Origin of the sequence: Nocardioides sp. (assembly GCF_036374615.1) — a bacterium.
GTDB lineage: Bacteria > Actinomycetota > Actinomycetes > Propionibacteriales > Nocardioidaceae > Nocardioides.
Genome location: NZ_DASUTK010000170.1, coordinates 1 through 20663, shown reverse-complemented (window position 1 = coordinate 20663; position 20663 = coordinate 1). Strand labels below are relative to the sequence as shown.

Here is a 20663-nt window from a genome sequence, read left to right as displayed (position 1 = left end):
CCCGAGGCTGGCAGAATGTCCGCGTGGAGGGCTCTGAGCTGGTCGGCGGCGTCCTCGTCGCCGGGCTCGGGATCTTCCTGGTGGGCGCGGCCGCGTGGCGGTTGGACTACCAGCGCCCGCTGCAAGAGTCGCTGCCAGTCATCCACAAGGACCGCCGACGCTGGGCCTGGATCCACGTCTGGATGGTCGCCGCCATGCTCGTGACCCCTGCAGGGTTGGCAGGTCTGACGGTGATCCTGGAGGATCCCACGGCCACCTCTCTCGCAGCCATGGCGGCAGCGGTGTACGTGGCCGGCGGCGTCTGCTGGATAGCGTCGCTGGCCTTCCGCCTCACGGTGGTTCCGTGGGCGGCAGAGCAGACCGTCGCCGTCGGGGGCGTACCTGACGGATTCGCCGCTCACGATCGCTGGGCCGGAGCGCTGTACTGCGTCCACATGCTCGCTGCGTACGTCGCGTCCGCCGTGCTCGGGATCGCCGTACTCGTCTCGGGTGCCTTGCCGACGTGGCTCGGCTGGACCGGCGTCGGGTGGGGAGTCGCCTTCGCCACAGGTCTGGTGGCGACCAGGTTTGCGGGGCCGTTCAACCCGCCCTTCTGGGCTCATCTCTACACGGGAGTCGTCGGCGTGGTCCTCCTCCTCCGCTGACACTGCTCGACCTCACAGTGAGGTTGCCTCAGAGCCGGTCGAGCAGGGCGACGGCGTCATGGGGTGCGCGACCGCGGGCGTCGTTGTCGAAGTAGACGAAGCAGTCCTGACCGGCCCCTGCCCACTGCCGCAGACGTCGCGCCCAGCGGTCGAGGCTCGCCGGCGCGTAGCCACTGGCGTAGAGCTCGGTGTGACCGTGCAGCCGGACGTACCGCAGGTCGGTCGTGTCCTCGTCGAAGCAGGGCCAGTCGCCCGGGCTGTCGGAGGCGACCAGGGCGACGTCGTGCTCACGCAGCAGCGCGAGGGCCTCGGGTGACCCGAAGGACGGGTGGCGCGGTTCGAGCACGTGCCGGATCGCGCCGTTCGTGTTCGCCGTCGTCACCGCCCGGTCGGCGGCCAGCTTGTCGTCGTGGCGGGCAGCGAGCGCCGCCGCCGCCTGGTGGTCCCGCGGAAGGAGGTCCAGGAAGGATGCCAGCACCGCTTCGTCGAAGGGCAGGTTCGCCGGCAGCTGCCACAGCACGGGGCCGAGCCGGTCGCCGAGCAGCAGCACGCCTGACGCGAAGAAGTTGGCGAGCGGCACGTCGACGTCGCGCAACCGCTTCATGTGCGTCACGAAGCGCCCACCCTTGACAGCCACCGGGAACCGGTCGGGCGTCTGGTCGACGATCGTCTGGTACGTCGAGGGCCGCTGCAACGAGTAGAACGAGCCGTTCAGCTCGACCGACGACATCCGCTCCGCGACGTAGGACAACCACCGACGTCGCGGCAGGTCGGCGGGATAGAAGTCCCCGCGCCAGCCGTCATAGCTCCACCCGGAGACGCCCACCCGGATGCTCCCCATGTGCCGGCGTACCCCGGGCCGCGGGTCGGCATGTCCCTTCACAGGTCGCCGTGGACCAGTCGGCCGCCGACCCAGGTGGCGGCGACAGCCGGGGCGGGGAGCCGACCGGCCCAGCTGCCGAGCGGGTCGTCGTCGAGCAGCACCAGGTCCGCGGGGTGACCGGTGCCGACCGTGCCGCGGCCGTCGGTCGAGGCGGACAGCGCCTCTCGCAGCGTGATCGCCTGCTCGACGTACCACGGCTCGCGGCCGTCGACCGTGCGGTGGACCGCGGCCGCGACCGCCAGCCACGGGTCGAGCGCCGCCACGGGGGCGTCGGAACCGAGCGCCAGGGTGACGCCGTCGTCGAGCATCCAGCGGAACGCGAAGCAACGCTCGCCCCGCCCGGGCCACAGCCGGTCGGTGGCGTCGCGGTCGTCGACGAGGTGGGCCGGCTGCACGCTGGCGGTCACCCCGAGCTCGGCCATCCGGCGGACGTCGTCACGCCGGACCAGCTGTGCGTGCTCGATACTTCCGCGGGCACCGGTGTCAGCGATCGCGTCGAGCGCCTCACTCACCGCCCGGTCGCCGATCGCGTGGACGGCGACGTCGAGCCCGTGATCGGCGGCTCGGCGCAGCAGGTGCCGCAGCTCCTCGGGAGTCTGGTTGGGCTGACCCTGCGGGAAGCCGAGGGGGGCAGGGCCCGCGTAGGGGTCGCAGCACCAGGCGGTGCGGGTGTTCAACGAGCCGTCGCTGATGATCTTGAGCGGGCCCATCCGTGCCCGGTCGTCGCAGCCGGGCAACGGGTCCCCTGTGCGGAGGCCTCGCTCGATCACGGCATCGAGGCCGTCGGCGTACGTCGCGGCGCGGACCCGGAGCAGGCCGGCGCCCGCGCCCCACCGGTCGATCCAGGCGTCGGGACCGCCCGAGAACTCGAGGTCGGTGACGCCGACGACCCCCAGCGCGGCCGCCTGCTCCTGGGTGCGCAGGATCGCATCGGGTCCGGTCCCGGCGTCGCCGGGCAACGTGGCCAGCCGCGCGTACGCCGCGAACCATTCCCGCTCGGACACCACTCCCTCCCGGCTCGGCAGCGCGAAGGTCATCAACGCGACCGAGTTGAGCCATCCGTGGTGACCATCGCCCGCGATCAGCACGATCGGCTGATCGGTGTCGATCGCGTCGAGCATCGAGACCAACGGCTCCTCCGGCCAGTCCGTCGGCCGGTGCCCCCAGCCGATCACCGGCAGGTCCGGCCAGGCTGCCAGCCGCTCCCTGACCGCGGTCACCGCCTGCTCCGCAGACCGAGCCCGGGCGAGGTCGAGCCGCGCCGCGGTCAGGCTCCACTGGGTGAGGTGGACGTGCTGGTCCCACAGGCCAGGCATCAGCCAGCGGCCGTCGGCGGCCACCTCCGGGAGTCCCTCCGCCGGCAACCGCGGAGCCACCTCCGCCACGATGCCCTCGACGATCCGCACGTCGACCGGCCGGTCCGCCGTACCACCGCCGTCGAGGTCGACCAGGCGGGCGTCCCGGAGCAGGAAGTCCGACATGGCGACACCGTATGAGCCCCTCGAGGAGAGCGCAGCGGTGGGGGCGAGCCGCACGACCGCCGACCCGTCAGTTGTGCAGGTTCCAGCAGCGCCGAGCCGTCACTTGTGCAGGTTCCCACAGCGCCGAGCCGTCAGTTGTGCAGGTTCCCACAGCGCCGAGCCGTCAGTTGTGCAGGTTCGGATCCGCCCACGACCCGCAGAAGTGACGGCTCACGCCGTTTCAAACCTGCAGAAGTGACGGCTCACGGCGTTTCAAGCCTGCAGAAGTGACGGGTCGCGGTTAGACATGACGCCGCGACTGCACCACCCGGAACCGGGGGGACACGTAGGCGCCGTCGGTGAAGGACGCGTTGGCGGCCGGGTTCGCGCCGGTGCCGTGGAAGTCGGAGTAGGCCGCCGACTGGTTCACGAAGACCCCGCCGAGCAGGTTCTCGGACAGCGCTACACCGGCGTCGAGCGCGGCCTCGCGCATCGCGGCCACCACGTCGGTGGAGGTCGAGTAGACCGAGGCCGTCATCGCACCGTGCCGCTGCACAGTGTCGCGGAACAGGTCGATCGACTCCTCGGACCCGGAGGTCTGGATCAGGTAGGCCACCGGCCCGAAGCACTCGGCCTCGTAGACGTCACGGTCGGCGGCCGTGAGGCCGATCAGGGTGGGGGTGCGCACGGTCGCGTCGGGGTACGCCGGGTGGGCGACCGGCCGCGAGGCGACGAGCACGTCGCCGTGCGACCCGGCGGCGTCGAGCCGCTCGAGGACGCCCTGGTTGACGACCCCGCCGAGCAGCTCGACCGCTCGGGCGTCGTCGCCGAGCAGCCTCTCCAGGGACGCACCGATCCCCTCGGCGACCTCCGCCGGCGACTTCACGCCGCCCTCGGTCGGGACCCCCGCACCCGGCAGGTAGACGTTCTGCGGGGCCGTGCACATCTGGCCGGTGTACAGGGCAAACGAGAAGGCCAGGTTCTGGCACATCGCCTTGAAGTCGTCGGTCGAGTCGATGACGACGGTGTTGACGCCGGCCTTCTCGGCGAAGACGACCGCCTGTCGTGCGTTCTCCTCCAGCCAGTCACCGAACGCGTTGCCGCCGGTGAAGTCGATCAGCCGCACCTCCGGCCGGACGGCGAGCACCGCGGCGAGCCGGTCCGCGGGGTCCTCGGCCGCGAGCGTCACGAGGTTCGGGTCGAAGCCGGCCTCGGCGAGAACCTCCTGGCACGCCTGCACCGTGATCGCGAGCGGCAGCACCGCTGCAGGGTGCGGCTTCACGACGACCGGGTTGCCCGTGACGAGCGAGGCGAAGAGGCCGGGCCAAGAGTTCCAGGTCGGGAAGGTGTTGCAGCCGATCACGAGCGCCACCCCGCGTGGGACGACGGTGAACGTCTTCTCCATCGTCAGTGGCACCTTGCCCGGCTTCTCCCAGCGGGCCGTGCGCGGCGTGCGCGTCATCTCGGTCCAGGCGTAGGCGATCGCCTCCAGCGCCCGGTCGAGAGCGTGGGCGCCACCGGCCTGGAACGCCATCACGAACGCCTGGCCGCTGGTGTGCTGCACCGCGTTGGCGAGCTCGAACACCCGGCCGTGCAACCGGTCCAGGATCTCCAGGCACACACCCGTCCGACCTTCCGGCCCGGCGTCACGCCACGCCTTCATCCCGGCCCGGGCCGCGGACATCAGCGCGTCGACGCCGTCGGGCCGCACCTGCGGGTAACGGACGCCGAGATCGATGCCGAACGGTGAGCGTTCGGTCGCCACGGTGCCGTCGGAACCGGGCGTCTCCAGCGGGAAGCTGCGGTCCAGCAAGGCCTCGTACGCCGCCTTGCCCTCGGCCGCTGCCTGCTCGCCGTACACGCGCGGAGAAGGGGACTCGTCGAAGGCCGAGAAGAACTCGCGGGAAGCGCAGGCGGCCACCGCGGCATCGAGCCGGTCGCGGTGCCGGGACAGCAGATCGGTGCTCATGGGGTCAGCCAATCACAGCGACTACCGTGTCCTCCCGTGGGTGCACGTGGTCTCGGGTTGCTGCTGTTGCTCGCCCTGCTGGGCGGCACGGCCGGCTGGGCGTGGGCCGAGGTGAGCGGCGAGCCCACGGCCTCCCAGGCGGTCCCCGAGCAACCGGCCGCGCAGGATCCCGCGGTCCCGTACACGCCGCCGGAGGTCACCAGCCCGGACTCCGACCTGCCGCCGCTCTCGCAGCAGCTGACCGCCCACGACGAGAAGCTCGGCGTGCCCGGCCAGGGTGGTGTGGTCGTGCCGGTCCCCAACGGGTGGGAGCGAACCGACCTGCGAGAGGGCGAGGCACGGTGGACGCCGCCGGGCGACCCGCCCGGGAGCTACTCGGTGAGGGCGCAGGTGGTCGACATGCAGCGTTCCCTGGCCCAGGCCGTCGCCGAGCGTGCGGCCTCCCTCCCCGGCGACCCGCGGATCTCCGACCTCAGGATCCTCGACCAGGGGGTCGACACGCTGCGCGCGGAGTTCATCCTCAACGGCTACCGCCGTTTCCAGGTCACTCGCTGGGTCAGCTTCGACGGCAACGGCATCGACGTGGAGATCTCCGCCACCGGACGTCTGATCGACGAGCTCGGCCTCGACGCGCTCGTGGCGAAGCTGGCGACCGAGGTGTTCCGGCAGCAGCCGCACGACAGGCGACCCGGCAGCCTGGCCACTCCTCCGGTTTCAGGCTGAGCCGGCTGCGCGTCAGAACCCGAACACGTCGACCCGGTCGAGCACGTTGGTGGCGGTGGGTCGGTCGGCCGCGCGGACCTGGATCCAGATGTAGAGGTTGTCCGCGACCTTCCGCACCCGCTCCACGACCACCCCAGGACACTCCGTGGCGACCCGCGTGAGCGTCGGGTCACCGTCCTCGCGGTCCGGGTAGGGCTCCAGGACGTTCTGGCACGCAGGGTGGCCCGGCAGCTCCTCGGGCAGGTCCTCTCCTGCGACGACACCCACGAAGACACCCTCGCCGCGACCCTCGCCGCTGCTCCAGCCCGCCTCGGTGCCCGCGGAGAGCGAGGGTTGCGACTGCTCCTGGTCGGGCGGGGTCCACTGGCCGGTGCGGATGGCCGACGTCCAGGACGACGGCACCCGCACCGAGAGCTGGCCGGTCGCATCCGAGACCTCGACCATCCCATCGGTCTGCCGGTTCACGAGGTAGCCGGCGACCGCGCCGCCCGCGAGCACCAGCACGGCCGCGGCGGCGGCCAGCATCCGCCGCTGACGGCTGCGGCGAGGAGGCCTCGGGTCCGGCAACGGGTCGCCGGACGGCAGCGCCGTCGGCCGCGGACCCGGCTGGGTCAGGTTCGGGTCGAGCGGCAGCCACGGCTCCGGCATCGAGCCGTCGCCTCCGGGACCGAGCGAGTCGTCGAGCGCATCGACGTAGGTCCTGATGTCGGGCCAGCGCCCCTCGCGGTCGGGGTCGAGCGCACGGCGTACGACGGCGTCGGCCGCGTCCGGGAACTCGCGGCCGGGGCTCGACAACGCCGGCGGTGGGCCGGGTGCCGCGGCCGCCGCCAGCGAGGCGTGCTGGAACGGCGGCTTGCCGGTCAGCATCAGGTGGGTCAGGGCGGCCAGCGCGTACTGGTCGGCGCGGGCGTCGAGCGGCTCGCCCTGTGCCTGCTCGGGCGCCACGAACGACGGCGTGCCGGCGATCATCGTCAGCCGTGAGGAGACGTCGAGCGCCTTGCCGAGGCCGAGGTCGGCGAGCATCGCGCGCACCGGGGACCCTCCGTCGGGGCGGGAGTCCACGGTCCGGAAGAGCACGTTGGCAGGCTTGACGTCGCGGTGCAGCACGCCTCGCTCGTGCAGGGCGGTCAGCCCGAGCCCGATCTGCCGGACGACCTCCAGAGCCTGGGCGGGCGTCAGTCCCTCGATCTCCAGCCGGTCGGCAAGCGTGCCCTGGTCGTCGTACGACATCACGAGGTAGGGGCGACCGTCGTCGAGCTCGCCGGCGTCGTAGACGGTCACCACGTGCGGCGACTCGACCTTGCGGAGGAACCGCCCCTCCTCCAGGAACCGCTGCCGGACGTGGTGCTCCTCGGTCCAGTTCTCGGCCAGCACCTTCACCGCGACCGGCGAGTCCAGCTGTTCGTCGTAGGCGAGCCACACGGTGGCGAAGCCACCGGAGCCGATCCGCCGCCGCACGACGTACCGACCGATCCGAGAGGGTATGGACACGTAGGCATTATCGTCATGGGCGTCAGTCGGACGGGGGAAGGATGCATCGCATGGGCTGGGACGCCACCACCCCGGACGAGATCGACGACCTCGCCCGCCGAGCGCAGACCGGCGACCGGGACGCGCTCGAGGCGCTGCTGGGCGCGGTGAGACCGCGTGCCCTCAACGTCTGCCGGGGTGTGCTGCCGTACTCCTCGGACGCCGAGGACGCCTGCCAGGAAGCCCTGATCAACATCGCCAACAAGCTGGGTTCATGGCACGGACGCGGCCGGTTCACCACCTGGATGCACGCCGTGGCGGTGAACTCCTCGCGCTCGACCTACCGACGGCTGAAGAACCAGGCGATCGCGAGCGACGCCGCGCCGACGGAGAAGCCGGACCCGCGCACCACCAGCGTGATCGCCGGAACCCGGCTCGACCTGCTGGAGGCGATGGAGACGTTGGAGCGCGACCACCCCCAGTTCGTCGAGCCGCTGCTGCTGCGCGACGTCTACGGCTTGCCGTACGACGAGATCGCGCGACTGGTCGACGCACCGCTCGGCACGGTGAAGGCGCAGATCCACCACGGCCGCAAGCTCGTGCGGCCGCTGCTCCGCGCGAGCGACTGACCGTGGCCACGGTCCTGCCGATGCAGCGCGCGGTCGCGGGGCCGCTGGTCGTCGCGACGCTCGCGTTCCTGACCGGATGCGAGGCCGCGGCCGACCGGCCGGGCGGCACCGCGCCGGCACCCCAGGGCTCGATGAAGGCCGCCCTCAGCGATCCGGTCGAGGACGCCCTCTACCCCGACGTCGGCGACCCGGGTGTCGACGCGCTCCACTACGGCCTCGACCTGACATGGGACCCCGACGCCCGGCTGCTCACCGGGCGGGAACGGCTCACCTTCCGCTCCACCGAGGACGACGACGAGTTCCAGCTCGACCTCGAGCCGTCGTTGTCGGTCTCCGAGGTGCGGGTCGACGGCGAGGTCGCCGAGCACGAGCAGGACGGCAAGGACCTGGTCGTCACGGTGGACGTCGAGCGGGACGCGCGGTACGAGGTGCAGGTCGACTACTCCGGTTCGCCGGTGCCCGTCCCCGCGCCGACCACCCGGCAGGACCTCGCCGAGGTCGGCTGGACCACGATGGCCGACGGCGAGACCTGGACGATGCAGGAGCCCTTCGGCGCCTACACGTGGTACGCCGTCAACGACCACCCCTCCGACAAGGCGCTCTACGACTTCACGCTTCGGGTTCCCGGTCCGATGGTCGGCGTCGCCAACGGCGAGCTGACGTCGCGCACGAACCGGGGCGAGCAGGAGGTCACGCGGTGGCACCTCGCCGAGCCGGCGTCGTCGTACCTCGTCACGGTGGCGTTCGGGATCTTCCGCACCCAGGAGGCCACCGCGGCGAGCGGCGTCCCGATCACGGTGTGGGTGCCGCCGGAGGAGATCGGGGGGCTCGAGAAGCTGACCGACGACGCGGTGCGCGCGGTGGACTGGGTGGAGGAGCGGCTGGGCCCGTACCCGTTCGACACGCTCGGGTTCCTGTTCGTCGACGCCACCAGCGGCATGGAGACCCAGACCATGATCACGCTCGGCATCCACCCCTACGCGATGTCGGCACCGGTGCTGGTGCACGAGGTGGTGCACCACTGGTGGGGCGACCAGGTGACGCCGCGCGACTGGCGCGACCTGTGGATGAGCGAGGGCATGGCGATGTACCTCCAGGCGGTCTACGAGTCCGAGAACGGCGGCCAAGCCCTCGCAGCTCGGATCTCCGAGTGGTCCGCCGGTGGCTCAGCGATGCGCGCCGAGGTCGGCCCGCCGCGCGACTACGACCCGGACGCGTTCGCCGAGCGCAACGTGTACTTCCTGCCCGGCGTGATGTGGCACGACGTCAGGCAGCGGCTCGGCGACGCCGAGTTCTTCCGGCTGGCACGCTGGTGGCCGGCCTCCCACGACAACGACAACGCCGGCTACGACGACATCACGGCCTGGTGGTCGAGGCACTCAGGCGTCGACCTCGGCCCAGTGTTCCGTCGGCACCTGCTGGGAGAGAAGCAGCCGCGGACACCCTGACAACGTGGCATCGAGTGCGCCGGCCTCAGCTCGTGGCGCACGTCAGGGTCGCGGAGGCCGCTGCCGAACGCGTGTCGGCCGACATCCGCTCGGCGGGGACGTCGACGAACTGCAGCTGCTCGTCGAACAGCCCGTCTTGCACCATCTGCTCGAGGCCGGCCTCCTCGATCCACTGCTCGGCCGTGCACGTTGCCTGCTCCTCGGTGAGGAGCCCCTGGCCACGCAGCGCCTCGGTCAGACTGCGCGCCGCGGTACGGGCGTCCGCTGCGCTGAGCGGACCGCTCGGCCCAACCGGGGCCGGACCGGTGTCGCTGGCGTCAGGGAGGGAGGGCGTCGGCGACCCGGTCGGGCGATCGACCGCGCGGGCGGGCGGGTCCTCGTCGAGGGTGACGCCCAGGACGACGGCACCCACGACCAGCACCGCGGCGGCGACGGCGACCGCGATCGGGAGCGGGGACCGGCGTACGCGCGGCGTGGTCGGCAGCGGGGTCGGCGAGAGCGTGCGAGCACGCAGGAGGTCGTCTCGCAGCGCCGCCGCGGACCTGTACCGGTCGGCCGGGTCCTTGGCCATCGCGGTGCGCAGGATCCGGTTCACCTCGGTCGCGAGCGGCGAGCCCCCCGGCAGCTGCGGGACCGGCTGCTCGGTGTGGGCGCTGATGACGTCGTCGGGGGTCCCGCCCCGGTACGGCGCGTGGCCGCTCAGGGTCGCCCACAGCAGACAGCCCAGCGAGTAGATGTCGGTGGCGACGCCGGCCTCACCCCCGGTGTGCAGCTCCGGCGCCATGTACGACGGGGTGCCGACCGTGCCGGTCCGCGGGTCCTCGATGTCGTCGGCCCGGAGCTGCCGGGCGATCCCGAAGTCGGCGAGGTAGGCCGCCATGCTGCTGTCGCGGCGGCGCAGCAGGATGTTGGCCGGCTTGAGGTCGCGGTGGACCATCCCCGCGGCGTGGGCGTCGGCCAGTCCCGAGGCGACCTGCGTCATCAGGTCGAGCGCGACCGGCGGAGGGGGCGCACCGAACCGTCGGAGCATCGCTCCGAGGTCTCCGTCGGGGACCAGCTGGGTCGCGAGGTAGAGCCGGCCGTCGACCTCGCCGTGCGCGTAGACGTGCACGACGTGCGGGGAGTCGAGTGCCGCCTGGGCCCGAGCCTCGTGGACGAACCGCGCCCGGAAGTCGGGATCCGCCGCGAGATCGGGCGAGATGATCTTGAGGGCGACCGTCCGGTCGAGCGCGTCGTCAGCAGCCTCGTAGACGACCCCCATGCCGCCTCTGCCGATCTCACGCAGGACGCGGTAGGGCCCGATCACGGCGCCCTCCGAGGGGCGCTCGTCCGCAGCGCTCACGGCCGGAGTCCTACCCCCGGCGCCGGGGTTTCACACCCCCGGCAGCGGCCATCCCCGGGCCGGCAGGGGGTCCGGCATCGGGGCCTGGCGCTCAGGAGGGCCCCCCGGCCCGGCCACCAGGGCCTCGCAGGTGCTTGCTGCCAGCCACTCTGCTCGTCCCCGGATCCCCCTATGAGGCCGTGCCGACGATTCCTCCCGCACGTGAAAGTAGTCGCGGCGCTGCGGCCCCCACCAGACACAGCCGGGCACCGGCGCATAGCCCGTTCGGACTATGCGCACTCGGGGAACGGTCAGAAGAGCAGCGCGGACGCGGGGTCCTCGATGATCCCGGCTACGTCGGCCAGGAAGCGCGAGCCCTTCTCGCCGTCGATGTGCCGGTGGTCGAAGGACAGCGCGAGGGTCGTGATCTGCCGGGGCACGATCCGCTCCTCGCCGTTCTCGGTCACCACCCAGGGCTGCTTGCGGACCGTACCGAAGCACAAGATCGCAGACTCGCCGGGGTTGATGATCGGCGTACCCGCGTCGACGCCGAAGACGCCGACGTTGGTGATCGTGAACGTGCCGCCACTCATCTCCGCGGGCTGCGTCTTGCCCTCGCGCGCGGTTGCCGTGAGGGAGTTGAGGGCGGTGGCCAGCTCGAGCAGCGAGTGGTCCTGCGCCTCCTTGACGTTCGGGACGACCAGGCCGCGCGGTGTCGCCGCCGCGATCCCCAGGTTGACGTAGGACTTGTAGACGACCTCCTGGGCGGCCTCGTCCCAGTAGGAGTTGATCTCCGGGGTCCGCCTCATCGCGAGGATCACCGCCCGGGAGAGGACGAGCAGCGGGCTGACCTTCACGTCGCGGAACTCGCGGCGGGCCTTGAGCCGCTCCACGAACTCCATGGTCCGGGTCGCGTCGACGGTGATCCACTCGGTGACGTGGGGACTGGTGAACGCGGACTCGCTCATGGCCTGCGCCATCATCTTGCGGACACCCTTGATCGGCTCGCGGGTCTCCCGCGCCTCACCGCCGGTGGTTGAGGTGCGAGCGGAGCGAGCCTCGAAACCCCCGGCGCTGCCGGGCGCAGCGGCCTCGACGTCACCGCGAGTGATCACCCCGTCGCGGCCCGAGCCGGTGAGCGTGGCCAGGTCGACCCCGAGGTCCTTGGCGAGCTTGCGGACCGGTGGCTTGGCCAGCGCCCGGGCCTCCGCCGGGTCGAGCGGCGCGTCGTGCGGCCGGGCGGGCGCGGCCGGAACGGCCGGCTCGTCGGCCTCGTGGACCGGGGCGGACTGAGCACCACCGGGGGCGAAGGCTCCCTGCACCTGCAGCTGCGTGCTGGCGCCAGCCTCGGTCGTCGGCGACGCCGATCCCTTGCGGGCACGTCGGACCGGGCCGCGGTCTGCCTTGTTGCGGCCGACCAGGCTCTCCCCCTCGCCGCCGCCGCTGGCGGCCGGGTTGGACAGGTCGATCTCGAGATCGGCCTCGGCGGGCGCCGGAGCCGCGACGGGAGCCGCCGGCTGCTCGGGGGCCGCGCCGTCGCCGATCGCGATGATCGGCGTACCGACCGCCACCGTCTCGCCCTCGGGCACCATCAGCTTCTGGACGGTGCCCGCGAACGGCGAGGGCAGCTCGACGATCGACTTCGCGGTCTCGATCTCGCAGATGATCTCGTTGATCTTGACTGTGTCTCCCTCCTTGACCTTCCAGGAGACGATCTCCGCTTCGGTGAGGCCTTCACCGACGTCGGGCAGCAAGAACTCAGCCATGGTTTCCTCTCAGGGTCGCCGGGGGTTTCGAGGCTCGCTTCGCTCGCACCTCAACCACCGGCGCTCAGTAGTCGAGGGTGCGGTCGACGGCGTCGAGGACGCGATCGAGGTCGGGAAGGTAGTCCTCCTCGATCCGTGACGCGGGGTAGGGCGTGTCGAACCCGCCGACCCGCAGCACCGGCGCCTCCAGCGAATAGAAGCACTTCTCGGTGATCCGGGCGGCGACCTCGGCGCCCATGCCGAGGTTCACGTGCGCCTCGTGCGTGATCACCGCGCGGCCGGTGCGACGTACCGACTCGAACACCGGGCCCATGTCGAGCGGTGAGAGCGTGCGGAGGTCGATCACCTCGAGGCTCCTCCCCTCGCCTGCAGCCGCCTCGGCGGCGGAGAGCGCAGTCTTCACCGTCGGGCCGTAGGCCAGCACCGTGACGTCCGTGCCCTGCCGCACGACCCGGCTCTCGAACAGCGGATCGGGCGTGGCAGTCTCGTCGAGCTCGGCCTTGTCGGCGTGGTACTGCCGCTTCGGCTCGAGGAAGATCACCGGGTCGTCGCAGGCGATCGCCTGCTGGATCATCCAGTAGCCGTCGATCGGGTTGGAGCAGGCGACCACCTTGAGGCCGGGCGTGTGCGCGAACTGCGCCTCCGGGCTCTCGGAGTGGTGCTCGACGGCACCGATGCCGCCGCCGAACGGGATCCGGATGACCATCGGCATCTTGTAGTGGCCCTTGGAGCGGTACTGCATCTTCGCGACCTGGCAGACGATCTGGTCGTACGCCGGGTAGACGAACCCGTCGAACTGGATCTCGACCACGGGTCGGTAGCCGCGCATGGCCATGCCCACCGCGGTGCCGACGATGCCGGACTCGGCCAGCGGGCTGTCGATCACCCGGTCCTCACCGAAGTCCTTCTGCAGGCCGTCGGTGATCCGGAAGACGCCGCCGAGCTTGCCGACGTCCTCACCCATGATCAGGACCTTGGGGTCGTCCTCCATCGCCTTGCGCAGTCCCATGTTGAGACCCTTGGCGAGCGTCACCTTCTGCGTCGTCATGAGTGAGCCCCCTCGAACGACTCGAGGTAGGCCGCGAAGCCCTCGCGCTGGGCGCGAATCTCCTCGGTCTCCTCGGAGTAGACGTGGTCGAACATGTCGAGCGGCTGCGGGTCCGGCAGCGCCTTGCAGCCCTCGCGCAGGTGGTGGCCGAGGTCGTCGGCCTCGTTCTTGACCTCGTCGATGAACACGTCGTCCACCAGCCCGTTGCGGCGCAAGTACACCTCGAGCCGGGCGATCGGGTCCTTGAGCTTCCAGTTCTCGACGTCGTCGTTGAGCCGGTAGCGCGTCGGGTCGTCGGTCGTCGTGTGCGCTCCCATCCGGTACGTGTAGGCCTCGACGAACGTCGGGCCCTGGCCGTCGCGGGCCCGCTGCAGCGCGGCCTGCGTCACGGCGTACGTCGCGAGCACGTCGTTGCCGTCCACCCGGACGCCCGGGAACCCGAAGCCCAGCGCGCGCTGGTAGAGCGGGATCCGGGACTGGCGCTCGATCGGCTCGGAGATCGCCCACTGGTTGTTCTGGCAGAAGAACACGACCGGGGCGTTGTAGGAGGCGGCGAAGATGAACGCCTCGTTGACGTCGCCCTGGCTCGAGGCGCCGTCGCCGAAGTGGGCGATCACGGCGGTGTCGCGCTCGGGGTCGCCGGTGCCGACGGCTCCGTCGCGCTGGACGCCCATCGCGTAGCCGGTGGCGTGGAGCGCCTGGGCGCCGATCACGATCGTGTAGAGGCCGAAGTTGAACTCGGCGGGGTCCCACGAGCCGTGGTCGATGCCGCGGAAGAGGCCGAGGAGCTTCAGCGGGTCGATGCCCTTGCAGTAGGCGACGCCGTGCTCGCGGTAGGTGGGGAAGACGAAGTCCTGCGGCTTGAGGGCGCGGCCGGCGCCGATCTGTGCGGCTTCCTGGCCGAGCAGCTGGGCCCAGATGCCGAGCTCGCCGTGGCGCTGCAGGGCGGTGGCCTCGGTGTCGATCCGCCGGGTGAGCACCATGTCGCGGTAGAAGCCGCGCAGCTCGTCGGCGGTGAAGTCCCGGTCGAACTCCGGATGGTGCACGCGCTCGCCCTCGGGCGTCAGCAGCTGCACGAGCTCGGGGCCGCCGTCGCTCTGGGACGGTCCGAAGACCTCTGCCAGGTCGGGGCCGAATCCAGGGTTGGTCAACCTGCACTCCTTTTCAGTCACCGGCGCTCACGGGGTCTCCGCGGTGGCCGCACTGGGTCGTCGTGGCGTCCGCTTGTGACGGGGACCACAACGTGGTGCGGTCAAACGTACCGGCGCGCCCCGATGGCTCGCCAATCGAACGGTCCAACCGGTGCCGGCCGACGCCCGATTCAGCCGAGGTCCAGCGTTGCCCCGGCCACGAGCGGCTGCACCCACGCTGCGGTCGGCTCGTCGTACGGCGTGACGGTCGCGCCCTCCAGACAGGGGGCCGGGTCGGTGCGACCGGCCCGCATCACGACGTCCCAGTCGTAGTCGCGACCCTCGACCAGCGGCCACGGCGTGTCGGCACGCTGTTTCACCAGAACCACGTCCGGCACCCGATCGGCCGTCTCCAGCCGCTCGGCGACGTAGGTCTCGGAGCTCGCCGTGACCAGCACCTTCACCGGTTCGTCCGGCACGAGCGTCGCTGGGTCGACGAGCGCGTGGGTCGCGCCGATCCGGGCGCAGGCCAGCACGGTCACGACCGCCTCCGGAACCGCGGGCAGCGCGACCAGCACCCGGTCCCCCGCCGTCACGCCGCAGTGGCGCAGCACGCCTCCGAACGCCGCCACCTCCTCGAGCAGCCGCGCATAGGTCCAGGTCTGGCCGGCTCCGGTGAGCGCGACCCGATCGGCCGCTCCGCCGATCACGTGCGTGTCGAGGGCCTCGAAACACGTGGGAACCATGGGCGCCAGCCTGCCAGGCGGCGTATCATCGGCATATGGCGATGACAGCGGCGACCGCCGACGAGTCGGCGGCGACCAGCCCGGTCGGGACCGCGGCGCTCTTCCACGCGCTCTCGGAACCCTCGCGTCTTGCCATCCTCGAGCACCTCTTCCTGGGCGAGCACCGCGTCGTGGACCTGGTGACGCACCTCGGGCTCGCCCAGTCGACGGTCTCCCAGCACCTCGCCTGTCTGCGCGACTGCGGCCTGGTCACGAGCCGGGCGCAGGGTCGCTCGTCGCACTACTCGCTGACCGATCCGGACCGGGTCGAGGCGCTCCTCGCCGAGGCCGCGCGGCTGCTCGCCGCGACCGGCGGCGCGGCCGCGGCCCACGACGGGAGGCACTGAATCGTGGGCGCCGACCACGGTCACGGCCACGCCGGCGGGCGACACCGCTGGCGGCTGGCGCTCGCCTTCGGGCTGGTCGGGTCGTTCTTCGTCGTCGAGCTGGTCGTCGGCCTCCTGGCCGGGTCGCTCGCGCTGCTGTCGGACGCCGGCCACATGGCGGCCGACGTGGTCGCGCTGGGCGCGGCCCTCGCCGCGACCCGGATCGCCACCCGTGCGGACACCACCGGTCGCCGGACGTTCGGCTCCTACCGTGCCGAGGTCTTCGCCTCCGGTCTGACGGTACTGCTGATGCTCGGCGCGGCGGTGTACGTCGGCGTCGAGGCGCTGCGTCGGATCGGTCTCGGACGGATCGGCGAGCCGGCTTCGGTGGCGAGCGGGCCGCTGCTCGTGGTCGGCGGGCTCGGCCTGCTGGTCAACCTGGTCGCGCTCGCGCTGCTGCGCGGCGGCGCGGGTGAGAGCCTCAACGTGAAGGGCGCCTACCTCGAGGTGGTCGCCGACACGGTCGGCTCCGTGGGCGTGATCGTCGCCGGGCTGCTGGTGGCGGCCACCGGCGACAGCTGGTGGGACACCGCGGTGGCCGCGGGCATCGCCGGTTTCGTCGCGGTCCGAGCCGTCTGGCTCGGCCGCGAGGTTCTCACCGTGCTCGGCCAGCACGCCCCCGCCGGCATGGAACCGGCCGACGTCGAGTCCGCGCTGTGCGCCGTACCCGGCGTGCAGACGATCCACGACCTCCACCTGTGGACGCTCACGTCCGGGATGCACGTCGCCACCGCCCACCTGGTCGCCACCGGCGACACTGACCAGGTGCTGCGAGACGCGGCGGCCGCGCTGCGCGAGGACTTCGGCGTCGAGCACGCCACGCTGCAGGTGGAGTCGGACGCGCGGAGCTGTCGCGAGCTGTCCTGGTAGGCGTGCGGCTCACCCGCGGCCGTGCGGAGTGAGCCACACAGCGGGGTCGGGTCCCTTCGGCACGACGCCGGCCGGGTGGATGTCGTCGTGGACGACGTAGTAGACGCAGGTCAGGAGGTGAAGCGGCGCGCGAGCTCGACGATCCGGTCGTTCGCCTCAGGCTCGCCGATCGTCACCCGAGCACCTTCGCCGGCGAACGGTCGCACCACGATGCCCAGCTCGTCACCGGCGGACGCCAGCTCGGTGGTTCGTTCACCGGCTCCGAACCAGACGAAGTTGCCCTGCGGCTCCGGCACGGCCATGCCCACGTCGCGCAGTCCGGAGACGACCCGGTCGCGCTCGGCGACCAGCGCGTCGACCCGCTCCAGCAACGCGTCCTCGGAGGCGAGCGAGGCCACGGCCGCGGCCTGCGCGACGCTCGAGACGCCGAACGGCAGTGACACCGCACGCAGGGCACCTGCGATCTCGGCAGGTCCGACGGCGTACCCGACCCGGAAGCCGGCGAGCCCGTACGCCTTGGAGAAGGTGCGGGTGACCAGCACGTTCTCGTGCGACCGGTACGTCGCGAGTCCGTCGACCGGGTCGGGCATCCGCACGAACTCGACGTACGCCTCGTCGACGACGACGAGGACGTGGGGTGGCACCTTCGCCAGGAAGGCGTCGAGCTCGGCCTGCGTGACCGCCGGACCGGTGGGGTTGTTCGGCGTGCAGACCAGGACCACCTTGGTGCGGTCGGTGATCGCCTCCGCCATGGCGTCGAGGTCGTGCCGGCCGTCGGCGGTCACCGGGATCCGGACCGAGGTGGCGGCCGCGGCGGTGACGGCGATGGGGTAGGCCTCGAAGGACCGCCAGGCGTATACGACCTCATCACCGGGATCGCAGAACGCCTGCACCAGCTGGTAGATCAGCGCGACCGAGCCGGTCGCCAGGGCCAGCTGCTCTGCGGGGACCTGGAGCTTGTCCGAGAGCGCGCCGTACAGGTCGGCGTTGCCCATGTCGGGGTACCGGTTCATCCGAGCGGCCGCCTCGGTCGCTGCCGCGAGCACGCCGGGCAGCGGCGGGTAGGGGTTCTCGTTGGAGGACAGCTTGTACACCGTCATCCCCTCCCGCGGCACCGAGGGCTTCCCGGCGACGTACGACGGGATGGAGGCGACGTTCGGACGCGGCTGCGGGCGCTGGTCGGGCATGACGGTCAGGCTAGTCAGGCGGTGCGGGCACGCCACGGCCGGAGGGCTGCAGCCAGCACCACCCCGGCCGCGAAGCCGATCACCGCGCCGACGACGTTGTCGACGAAGTCGGTGATGTCGCACGCCCGGTCGATCCGGGCCAGCTCGAGCTGCACGAGCTCGATCGCGAGGGAGTACGCCGCCAGGCCGAGCAGCCCGAGGGGCGCCATCACCCACCCGATCCGCCAACGAGCGGTCGCGAGCACGAGCAGCGCGCCGGCGGGCACGAACAGCGCGGTGTTCAGGAGCCGCTGGCCGCCCGAGAAGATCCAGAACCCCTCCGGCGCGGGGCCGCCGTAGTCGAGCGAGCAGGTGTCGGACCGGGTCTCGGCGGGCACCGCGAGGTCGATGCCGTAGAGGGGCACCAGCGTCACCAGCGCGATCACGACCAGCCACCAGGCGAATCCGCACCACGCCAGCGCGCCGAGCCAGCCGAGCCGTCGCCGGAGCACCGCTGCGAGCACGGCGAACCCGATGCCGGTCGCCAACGCGCCCGCGACCATGCTCTGCGTGCCGCCGAACCACTCGTCCACGGCCGCGACAGTAGTGGCCGACCCATGGTCCCGGCCCCCGTTCCCGCCGAGTCAGGGAAGGATGACCTCGCCGCCGGGGACGTGGGTGAGGTCCCGACCGAGCCGGACGTCGACCGGGTTGGTGAGGCAACGGATCGATCCGCCGCCCTTGTGGAACTCCGACAGGTCGAGCACGACCACGTCGAGGCCGGCGGACTCGAGCTCCGCGCGCACCCGGTCGGGGCAGGCCGGCATCACGACCGTGCCAGCGCCGGTGGCTGACGGTACGACGATCGAGTTGGCCGCGAACGTCGTCAAGGCCTCCTCCTCGGTCAGCACGATCGGGTCGGGCACGTGGTCGAGGAGCGCGGCCGCCGACGCAGCGTCGAACGCGTCCGGGCAGATCAGAGCCCGGGTGTCGTCGAGAGGACAGAACGCGAGGTCGAGGTGGTACATGCCCGGGTGGGTGATCCGGAACCCCCGGACCCGCGTGTTCAGCTCGGTGGCGAGGTGCTTGAGGCCGAGCTCCTCGGTGCGCGGGTCGTAGCCGACGACCAGGTCACCGCGGAAGGCGAAGCCGTCGCCGGCCTCGAAGTGCGCGCCGACACCGTCCCGCCCGACGTACGACGTGCTCCAGCCCTGCGCCTGGAAGAACGCGCGCGCCGAGTCGGTCTCCATCCGGCGCTCGGGATGGCGCATGTGCGACAGGACGACGTGCCGTGCCCCGTCGGGCCGCTCGACCGCGAGCCCGAGGTTCATCGCGTAGACCATGTCCGGCGCGTCGGGCCGCTGGTCGACGACGTGGACGGTGCCGCCGAGCCGCTCGATGGTGCCGACCAGCGACTCCCATTGCGCGCGGGCGAGGGAGGCGTCCGGCTGCACGGCGGGGTCCATGAACGGGTTGATCTGGTAGTCGACCCGGAAGTGGTCGGGTCGGACGACGACGTACGTCCTGCCCCACGCGAGCTGCTCGGTCACTGGCTTGCCTCCCTCGAAATCACCATGATGTCTGATTGTCAGACAATCTGACATAGCCAGTCTAGCGCGCGGGGGTCGAGACCACGCAACCCGGTAGGTGAGGATGGGACGCACGATGAACGCCTCCCCCGCAGACCCGTTCGCCTCCCTCCACCTGGAGCACTCCTCGACCGTGGACCGGGTCGCCGAGGAGCTGCGGCGCGCGATCTTCGAGGGTGAGCTCGAGTCGGGCACCCCGCTGCGCGAGGTGGCGTTGGCCGGATCGCTCCAGGTCAGCCGGCCGACCGTCCGAGAGGCGCTCGGGGCGCTGGTCGCCGAGGGCCTCCTCACACGCGAGCCGAACCGAGGAGTCTCGGTCACCACTCCCGACCCGGAGTCGATCCACGACGTCTGTCGGGCGCGCTTCGTGCTCGAGATCGCGGGCGTCCGCAGCTGGAACGACGCACCCGAGCCGTCGCGTCAGGCGGTCCGCGACGCGTTGGCGGAGTTCGCCGCGGCGGCGGGCACGTCCGGTGGGGGTGCGTCGTACCAGACCCTCAACGAGCGGCACCTCGCCTTCCACCTCTCCCTGGTCGGCCTGGCGGGATCACCCCGGCTGCAGGCGATGGCGGAGACGTTGTACGCCGAGCTGCGGCTCGCGCTCGCACAGGTGGACCGGGCCCGCCAGAACGCCCCCGACCAGGCGGGCTCCCACACGCTGCTCGTCCGGCTGCTGGAGAGCGGCGACGTCGAGGCGACGGTCGCGGAGCTCGAGCGGCACCTCGCCGGCGCCGAGGTAGCGATCCTCGAGCGGCTCGCTCTTCCTGGATGAGCGACCCCCGACTCGTCACTAGGGTGGGCGCATGAGACTGCTCATCTGGCTGGTCACCAACACCCTCGCGGTCGCCGTCGCGGCCTGGATCGTGCCCGGCATCGACTTCACCGACCCCGGTGGGCTGGAGGAGAACTGGCCCACCTGGCTCGCGGTCGGGGTGATCCTCGGGATCGTGTCCAGCCTCGTGAAGCCGGTCGTGACGATCCTCTCGATCCCCTTCATCATCTTGACGCTCGGCCTCTTCCTCTGGGTCATCAACGCTCTGATGCTGCTGCTGACCAGCTGGCTGGCCGAGCAGTTCGACCTCGGCTTCGTGGTGGACGACTTCTTCTGGTCCGCGCTGCTCGGCGCCCTGGTCATCACGATCGTGAACTGGGCGGTCGCCACCGTGGTCCACGACTGAGGGCCGGACCGGTGACGCTGCCGCCGCCCCGCACCCCGGGCCGCTACCGGATCGCCATCGTCTGCCTGGGCAACATCTGCCGCTCGCCGATGGCTCACGTCGTGCTGGAGGCGAGGCTGGCCGAGGCGGGCCTGGACGACGTCGTCGAGGTGACCAGCTCCGGCACCGGGGGCTGGCACGAGGGCGAGCCGATGGACG

General features: G+C 71.7%; 20 protein-coding genes and 1 pseudogene. 9 read left to right on the top strand and 12 right to left on the bottom strand.

Annotation, left to right across the window (positions count from 1 at the left end; translation table 11 throughout):
* Positions 1–23 precede the first annotated feature (23 nt).
* Positions 24–644, top strand: coding sequence for a hypothetical protein (locus tag VFZ39_RS13165; RefSeq protein WP_330866222.1), 621 nt, complete (start codon positions 24–26; stop codon positions 642–644).
* Positions 645–672: 28 nt separating this feature from the next.
* Here VFZ39_RS13165 and VFZ39_RS13160 read toward each other — a convergent pair whose 3' ends face one another.
* The 3 genes from VFZ39_RS13160 to paaN all read right to left on the bottom strand — a co-directional run bounded on the left by VFZ39_RS13160 (position 673) and on the right by paaN (position 4956).
* Positions 673–1485: a DUF72 domain-containing protein gene (locus VFZ39_RS13160; protein WP_330866221.1), complete on the bottom strand. Its 813-nt coding sequence runs from the start codon at positions 1483–1485 to the stop codon at positions 673–675.
* A 38-nt stretch (positions 1486–1523) separates the two neighbouring features.
* Positions 1524–3008 (bottom strand): amidohydrolase, encoded by a 1485-nt coding sequence (locus VFZ39_RS13155; RefSeq protein WP_330866220.1) that lies wholly within the window; start codon positions 3006–3008, stop codon positions 1524–1526.
* 280 nt (positions 3009–3288) lie between these two features.
* Positions 3289–4956: a phenylacetic acid degradation protein PaaN gene (paaN, locus tag VFZ39_RS13150; RefSeq protein ID WP_330866219.1), complete on the bottom strand. Its 1668-nt coding sequence runs from the start codon at positions 4954–4956 to the stop codon at positions 3289–3291.
* A 36-nt stretch (positions 4957–4992) separates the two neighbouring features.
* Here paaN and VFZ39_RS13145 point away from each other — a divergent pair, with 36 nt between their 5' ends.
* Entirely contained in the window at positions 4993–5679 is a 687-nt protein-coding gene (locus VFZ39_RS13145) for a hypothetical protein (RefSeq protein ID WP_330866218.1), read from the top strand.
* A 12-nt stretch (positions 5680–5691) separates the two neighbouring features.
* Here VFZ39_RS13145 and VFZ39_RS13140 read toward each other — a convergent pair whose 3' ends face one another.
* Positions 5692–7170, bottom strand: coding sequence for a serine/threonine-protein kinase (locus VFZ39_RS13140; protein WP_330866217.1), 1479 nt, complete (start codon positions 7168–7170; stop codon positions 5692–5694).
* A 50-nt stretch (positions 7171–7220) separates the two neighbouring features.
* Here VFZ39_RS13140 and VFZ39_RS13135 point away from each other — a divergent pair, with 50 nt between their 5' ends.
* A complete protein-coding gene (locus VFZ39_RS13135; RefSeq protein WP_330866216.1) occupies positions 7221–7778 on the top strand; it encodes an RNA polymerase sigma factor in 558 nt (185 codons plus the stop codon).
* A gap of 2 nt (positions 7779–7780) precedes the next feature.
* Positions 7781–9226 carry a M1 family metallopeptidase gene (locus VFZ39_RS13130; protein WP_330866215.1) on the top strand — a complete coding sequence of 482 codons (1446 nt, stop codon included), beginning with the start codon at positions 7781–7783 and terminating at the stop codon, positions 9224–9226.
* Positions 9227–9251: 25 nt separating this feature from the next.
* Here the strand turns inward: VFZ39_RS13130 and VFZ39_RS13125 are convergent, their stop codons facing one another.
* From VFZ39_RS13125 to VFZ39_RS13105, 5 genes are all read right to left on the bottom strand, one after another.
* The gene (locus VFZ39_RS13125) at positions 9252–10568 is read right to left on the bottom strand and encodes a serine/threonine-protein kinase (protein WP_330866214.1); all 1317 of its coding nucleotides are present in this window, start codon (positions 10566–10568) and stop codon (positions 9252–9254) included.
* 290 nt (positions 10569–10858) lie between these two features.
* On the bottom strand, positions 10859–12313 hold the full coding sequence (locus VFZ39_RS13120) for a dihydrolipoamide acetyltransferase family protein (protein ID WP_330866213.1): 1455 nt from the start codon (positions 12311–12313) through the stop codon (positions 10859–10861).
* 64 nt (positions 12314–12377) lie between these two features.
* Entirely contained in the window at positions 12378–13361 is a 984-nt protein-coding gene (locus VFZ39_RS13115; protein ID WP_330866212.1) for an alpha-ketoacid dehydrogenase subunit beta, read from the bottom strand.
* The gene (pdhA, locus tag VFZ39_RS13110) at positions 13358–14512 is read right to left on the bottom strand and encodes a pyruvate dehydrogenase (acetyl-transferring) E1 component subunit alpha (protein ID WP_414690292.1); all 1155 of its coding nucleotides are present in this window, start codon (positions 14510–14512) and stop codon (positions 13358–13360) included. Before pdhA ends, VFZ39_RS13115 begins: the two co-directional genes overlap by 4 nt.
* A 170-nt stretch (positions 14513–14682) precedes the next feature.
* Complete coding sequence (locus VFZ39_RS13105; RefSeq protein WP_330866211.1) at positions 14683–15237, bottom strand: AMP-binding protein; 555 nt, start codon at positions 15235–15237, stop codon at positions 14683–14685.
* A gap of 35 nt (positions 15238–15272) precedes the next feature.
* Between VFZ39_RS13105 and VFZ39_RS13100 the strand changes: the two genes are divergently transcribed.
* Positions 15273–15623: a metalloregulator ArsR/SmtB family transcription factor gene (locus tag VFZ39_RS13100; protein ID WP_330866210.1), complete on the top strand. Its 351-nt coding sequence runs from the start codon at positions 15273–15275 to the stop codon at positions 15621–15623.
* A gap of 3 nt (positions 15624–15626) precedes the next feature.
* Positions 15627–16532, top strand: coding sequence for a cation diffusion facilitator family transporter (locus tag VFZ39_RS13095; protein WP_414690291.1), 906 nt, complete (start codon positions 15627–15629; stop codon positions 16530–16532).
* A gap of 110 nt (positions 16533–16642) precedes the next feature.
* Here the strand turns inward: VFZ39_RS13095 and hisC are convergent, their stop codons facing one another.
* The 3 genes from hisC to VFZ39_RS13080 are packed head-to-tail and all read right to left on the bottom strand — an operon-like array spanning position 16643 to position 19248.
* Positions 16643–17719: a histidinol-phosphate transaminase gene (gene hisC, locus VFZ39_RS13090; protein WP_330866209.1), complete on the bottom strand. Its 1077-nt coding sequence runs from the start codon at positions 17717–17719 to the stop codon at positions 16643–16645.
* Positions 17720–17733: 14 nt separating this feature from the next.
* Positions 17734–18291, bottom strand: a complete 558-nt coding sequence (locus VFZ39_RS13085; protein ID WP_330866208.1) for a VanZ family protein — start codon at positions 18289–18291, stop codon at positions 17734–17736.
* A 51-nt stretch (positions 18292–18342) separates the two neighbouring features.
* On the bottom strand, positions 18343–19248 hold the full coding sequence (locus tag VFZ39_RS13080; RefSeq protein WP_330866207.1) for a dimethylarginine dimethylaminohydrolase family protein: 906 nt from the start codon (positions 19246–19248) through the stop codon (positions 18343–18345).
* 115 nt (positions 19249–19363) lie between these two features.
* Between VFZ39_RS13080 and VFZ39_RS13075 the strand changes: the two genes are divergently transcribed.
* From VFZ39_RS13075 to VFZ39_RS13065, 3 genes and pseudogenes are all read left to right on the top strand, one after another.
* Positions 19364–20059, top strand: a complete 696-nt coding sequence (locus VFZ39_RS13075; RefSeq protein ID WP_330866206.1) for a GntR family transcriptional regulator — start codon at positions 19364–19366, stop codon at positions 20057–20059.
* A 31-nt stretch (positions 20060–20090) separates the two neighbouring features.
* Positions 20091–20465 (top strand): phage holin family protein, encoded by a 375-nt coding sequence (locus VFZ39_RS13070; RefSeq protein WP_330866205.1) that lies wholly within the window; start codon positions 20091–20093, stop codon positions 20463–20465.
* An 11-nt stretch (positions 20466–20476) separates the two neighbouring features.
* A pseudogene (locus tag VFZ39_RS13065) lies at positions 20477–20663 on the top strand (low molecular weight phosphotyrosine protein phosphatase); the annotation flags it as partial.

What these genes read in the sequence shown, in the direction of transcription:
- VFZ39_RS13100 (WP_330866210.1), top strand. Translation starts at nt 15,273, where the DNA reads ATGGCGATGACAGCGGCGACCGCCGACGAGTCGGCGGCGACCAGCCCG.
- VFZ39_RS13115 (WP_330866212.1), bottom strand. Translation starts at nt 13,361, where the DNA reads ATGACGACGCAGAAGGTGACGCTCGCCAAGGGTCTCAACATGGGACTG.
- VFZ39_RS13160 (WP_330866221.1), bottom strand. Translation starts at nt 1,485, where the DNA reads ATGGGGAGCATCCGGGTGGGCGTCTCCGGGTGGAGCTATGACGGCTGG.
- VFZ39_RS13155 (WP_330866220.1), bottom strand. Translation starts at nt 3,008, where the DNA reads ATGTCGGACTTCCTGCTCCGGGACGCCCGCCTGGTCGACCTCGACGGC.
- VFZ39_RS13120 (WP_330866213.1), bottom strand. Translation starts at nt 12,313, where the DNA reads ATGGCTGAGTTCTTGCTGCCCGACGTCGGTGAAGGCCTCACCGAAGCG.
- paaN (WP_330866219.1), bottom strand. Translation starts at nt 4,956, where the DNA reads ATGAGCACCGATCTGCTGTCCCGGCACCGCGACCGGCTCGATGCCGCG.
- VFZ39_RS13105 (WP_330866211.1), bottom strand. Translation starts at nt 15,237, where the DNA reads ATGGTTCCCACGTGTTTCGAGGCCCTCGACACGCACGTGATCGGCGGA.
- hisC (WP_330866209.1), bottom strand. Translation starts at nt 17,719, where the DNA reads ATGCCCGACCAGCGCCCGCAGCCGCGTCCGAACGTCGCCTCCATCCCG.
- VFZ39_RS13135 (WP_330866216.1), top strand. Translation starts at nt 7,221, where the DNA reads ATGGGCTGGGACGCCACCACCCCGGACGAGATCGACGACCTCGCCCGC.
- VFZ39_RS13070 (WP_330866205.1), top strand. Translation starts at nt 20,091, where the DNA reads ATGAGACTGCTCATCTGGCTGGTCACCAACACCCTCGCGGTCGCCGTC.
- VFZ39_RS13075 (WP_330866206.1), top strand. Translation starts at nt 19,364, where the DNA reads ATGAACGCCTCCCCCGCAGACCCGTTCGCCTCCCTCCACCTGGAGCAC.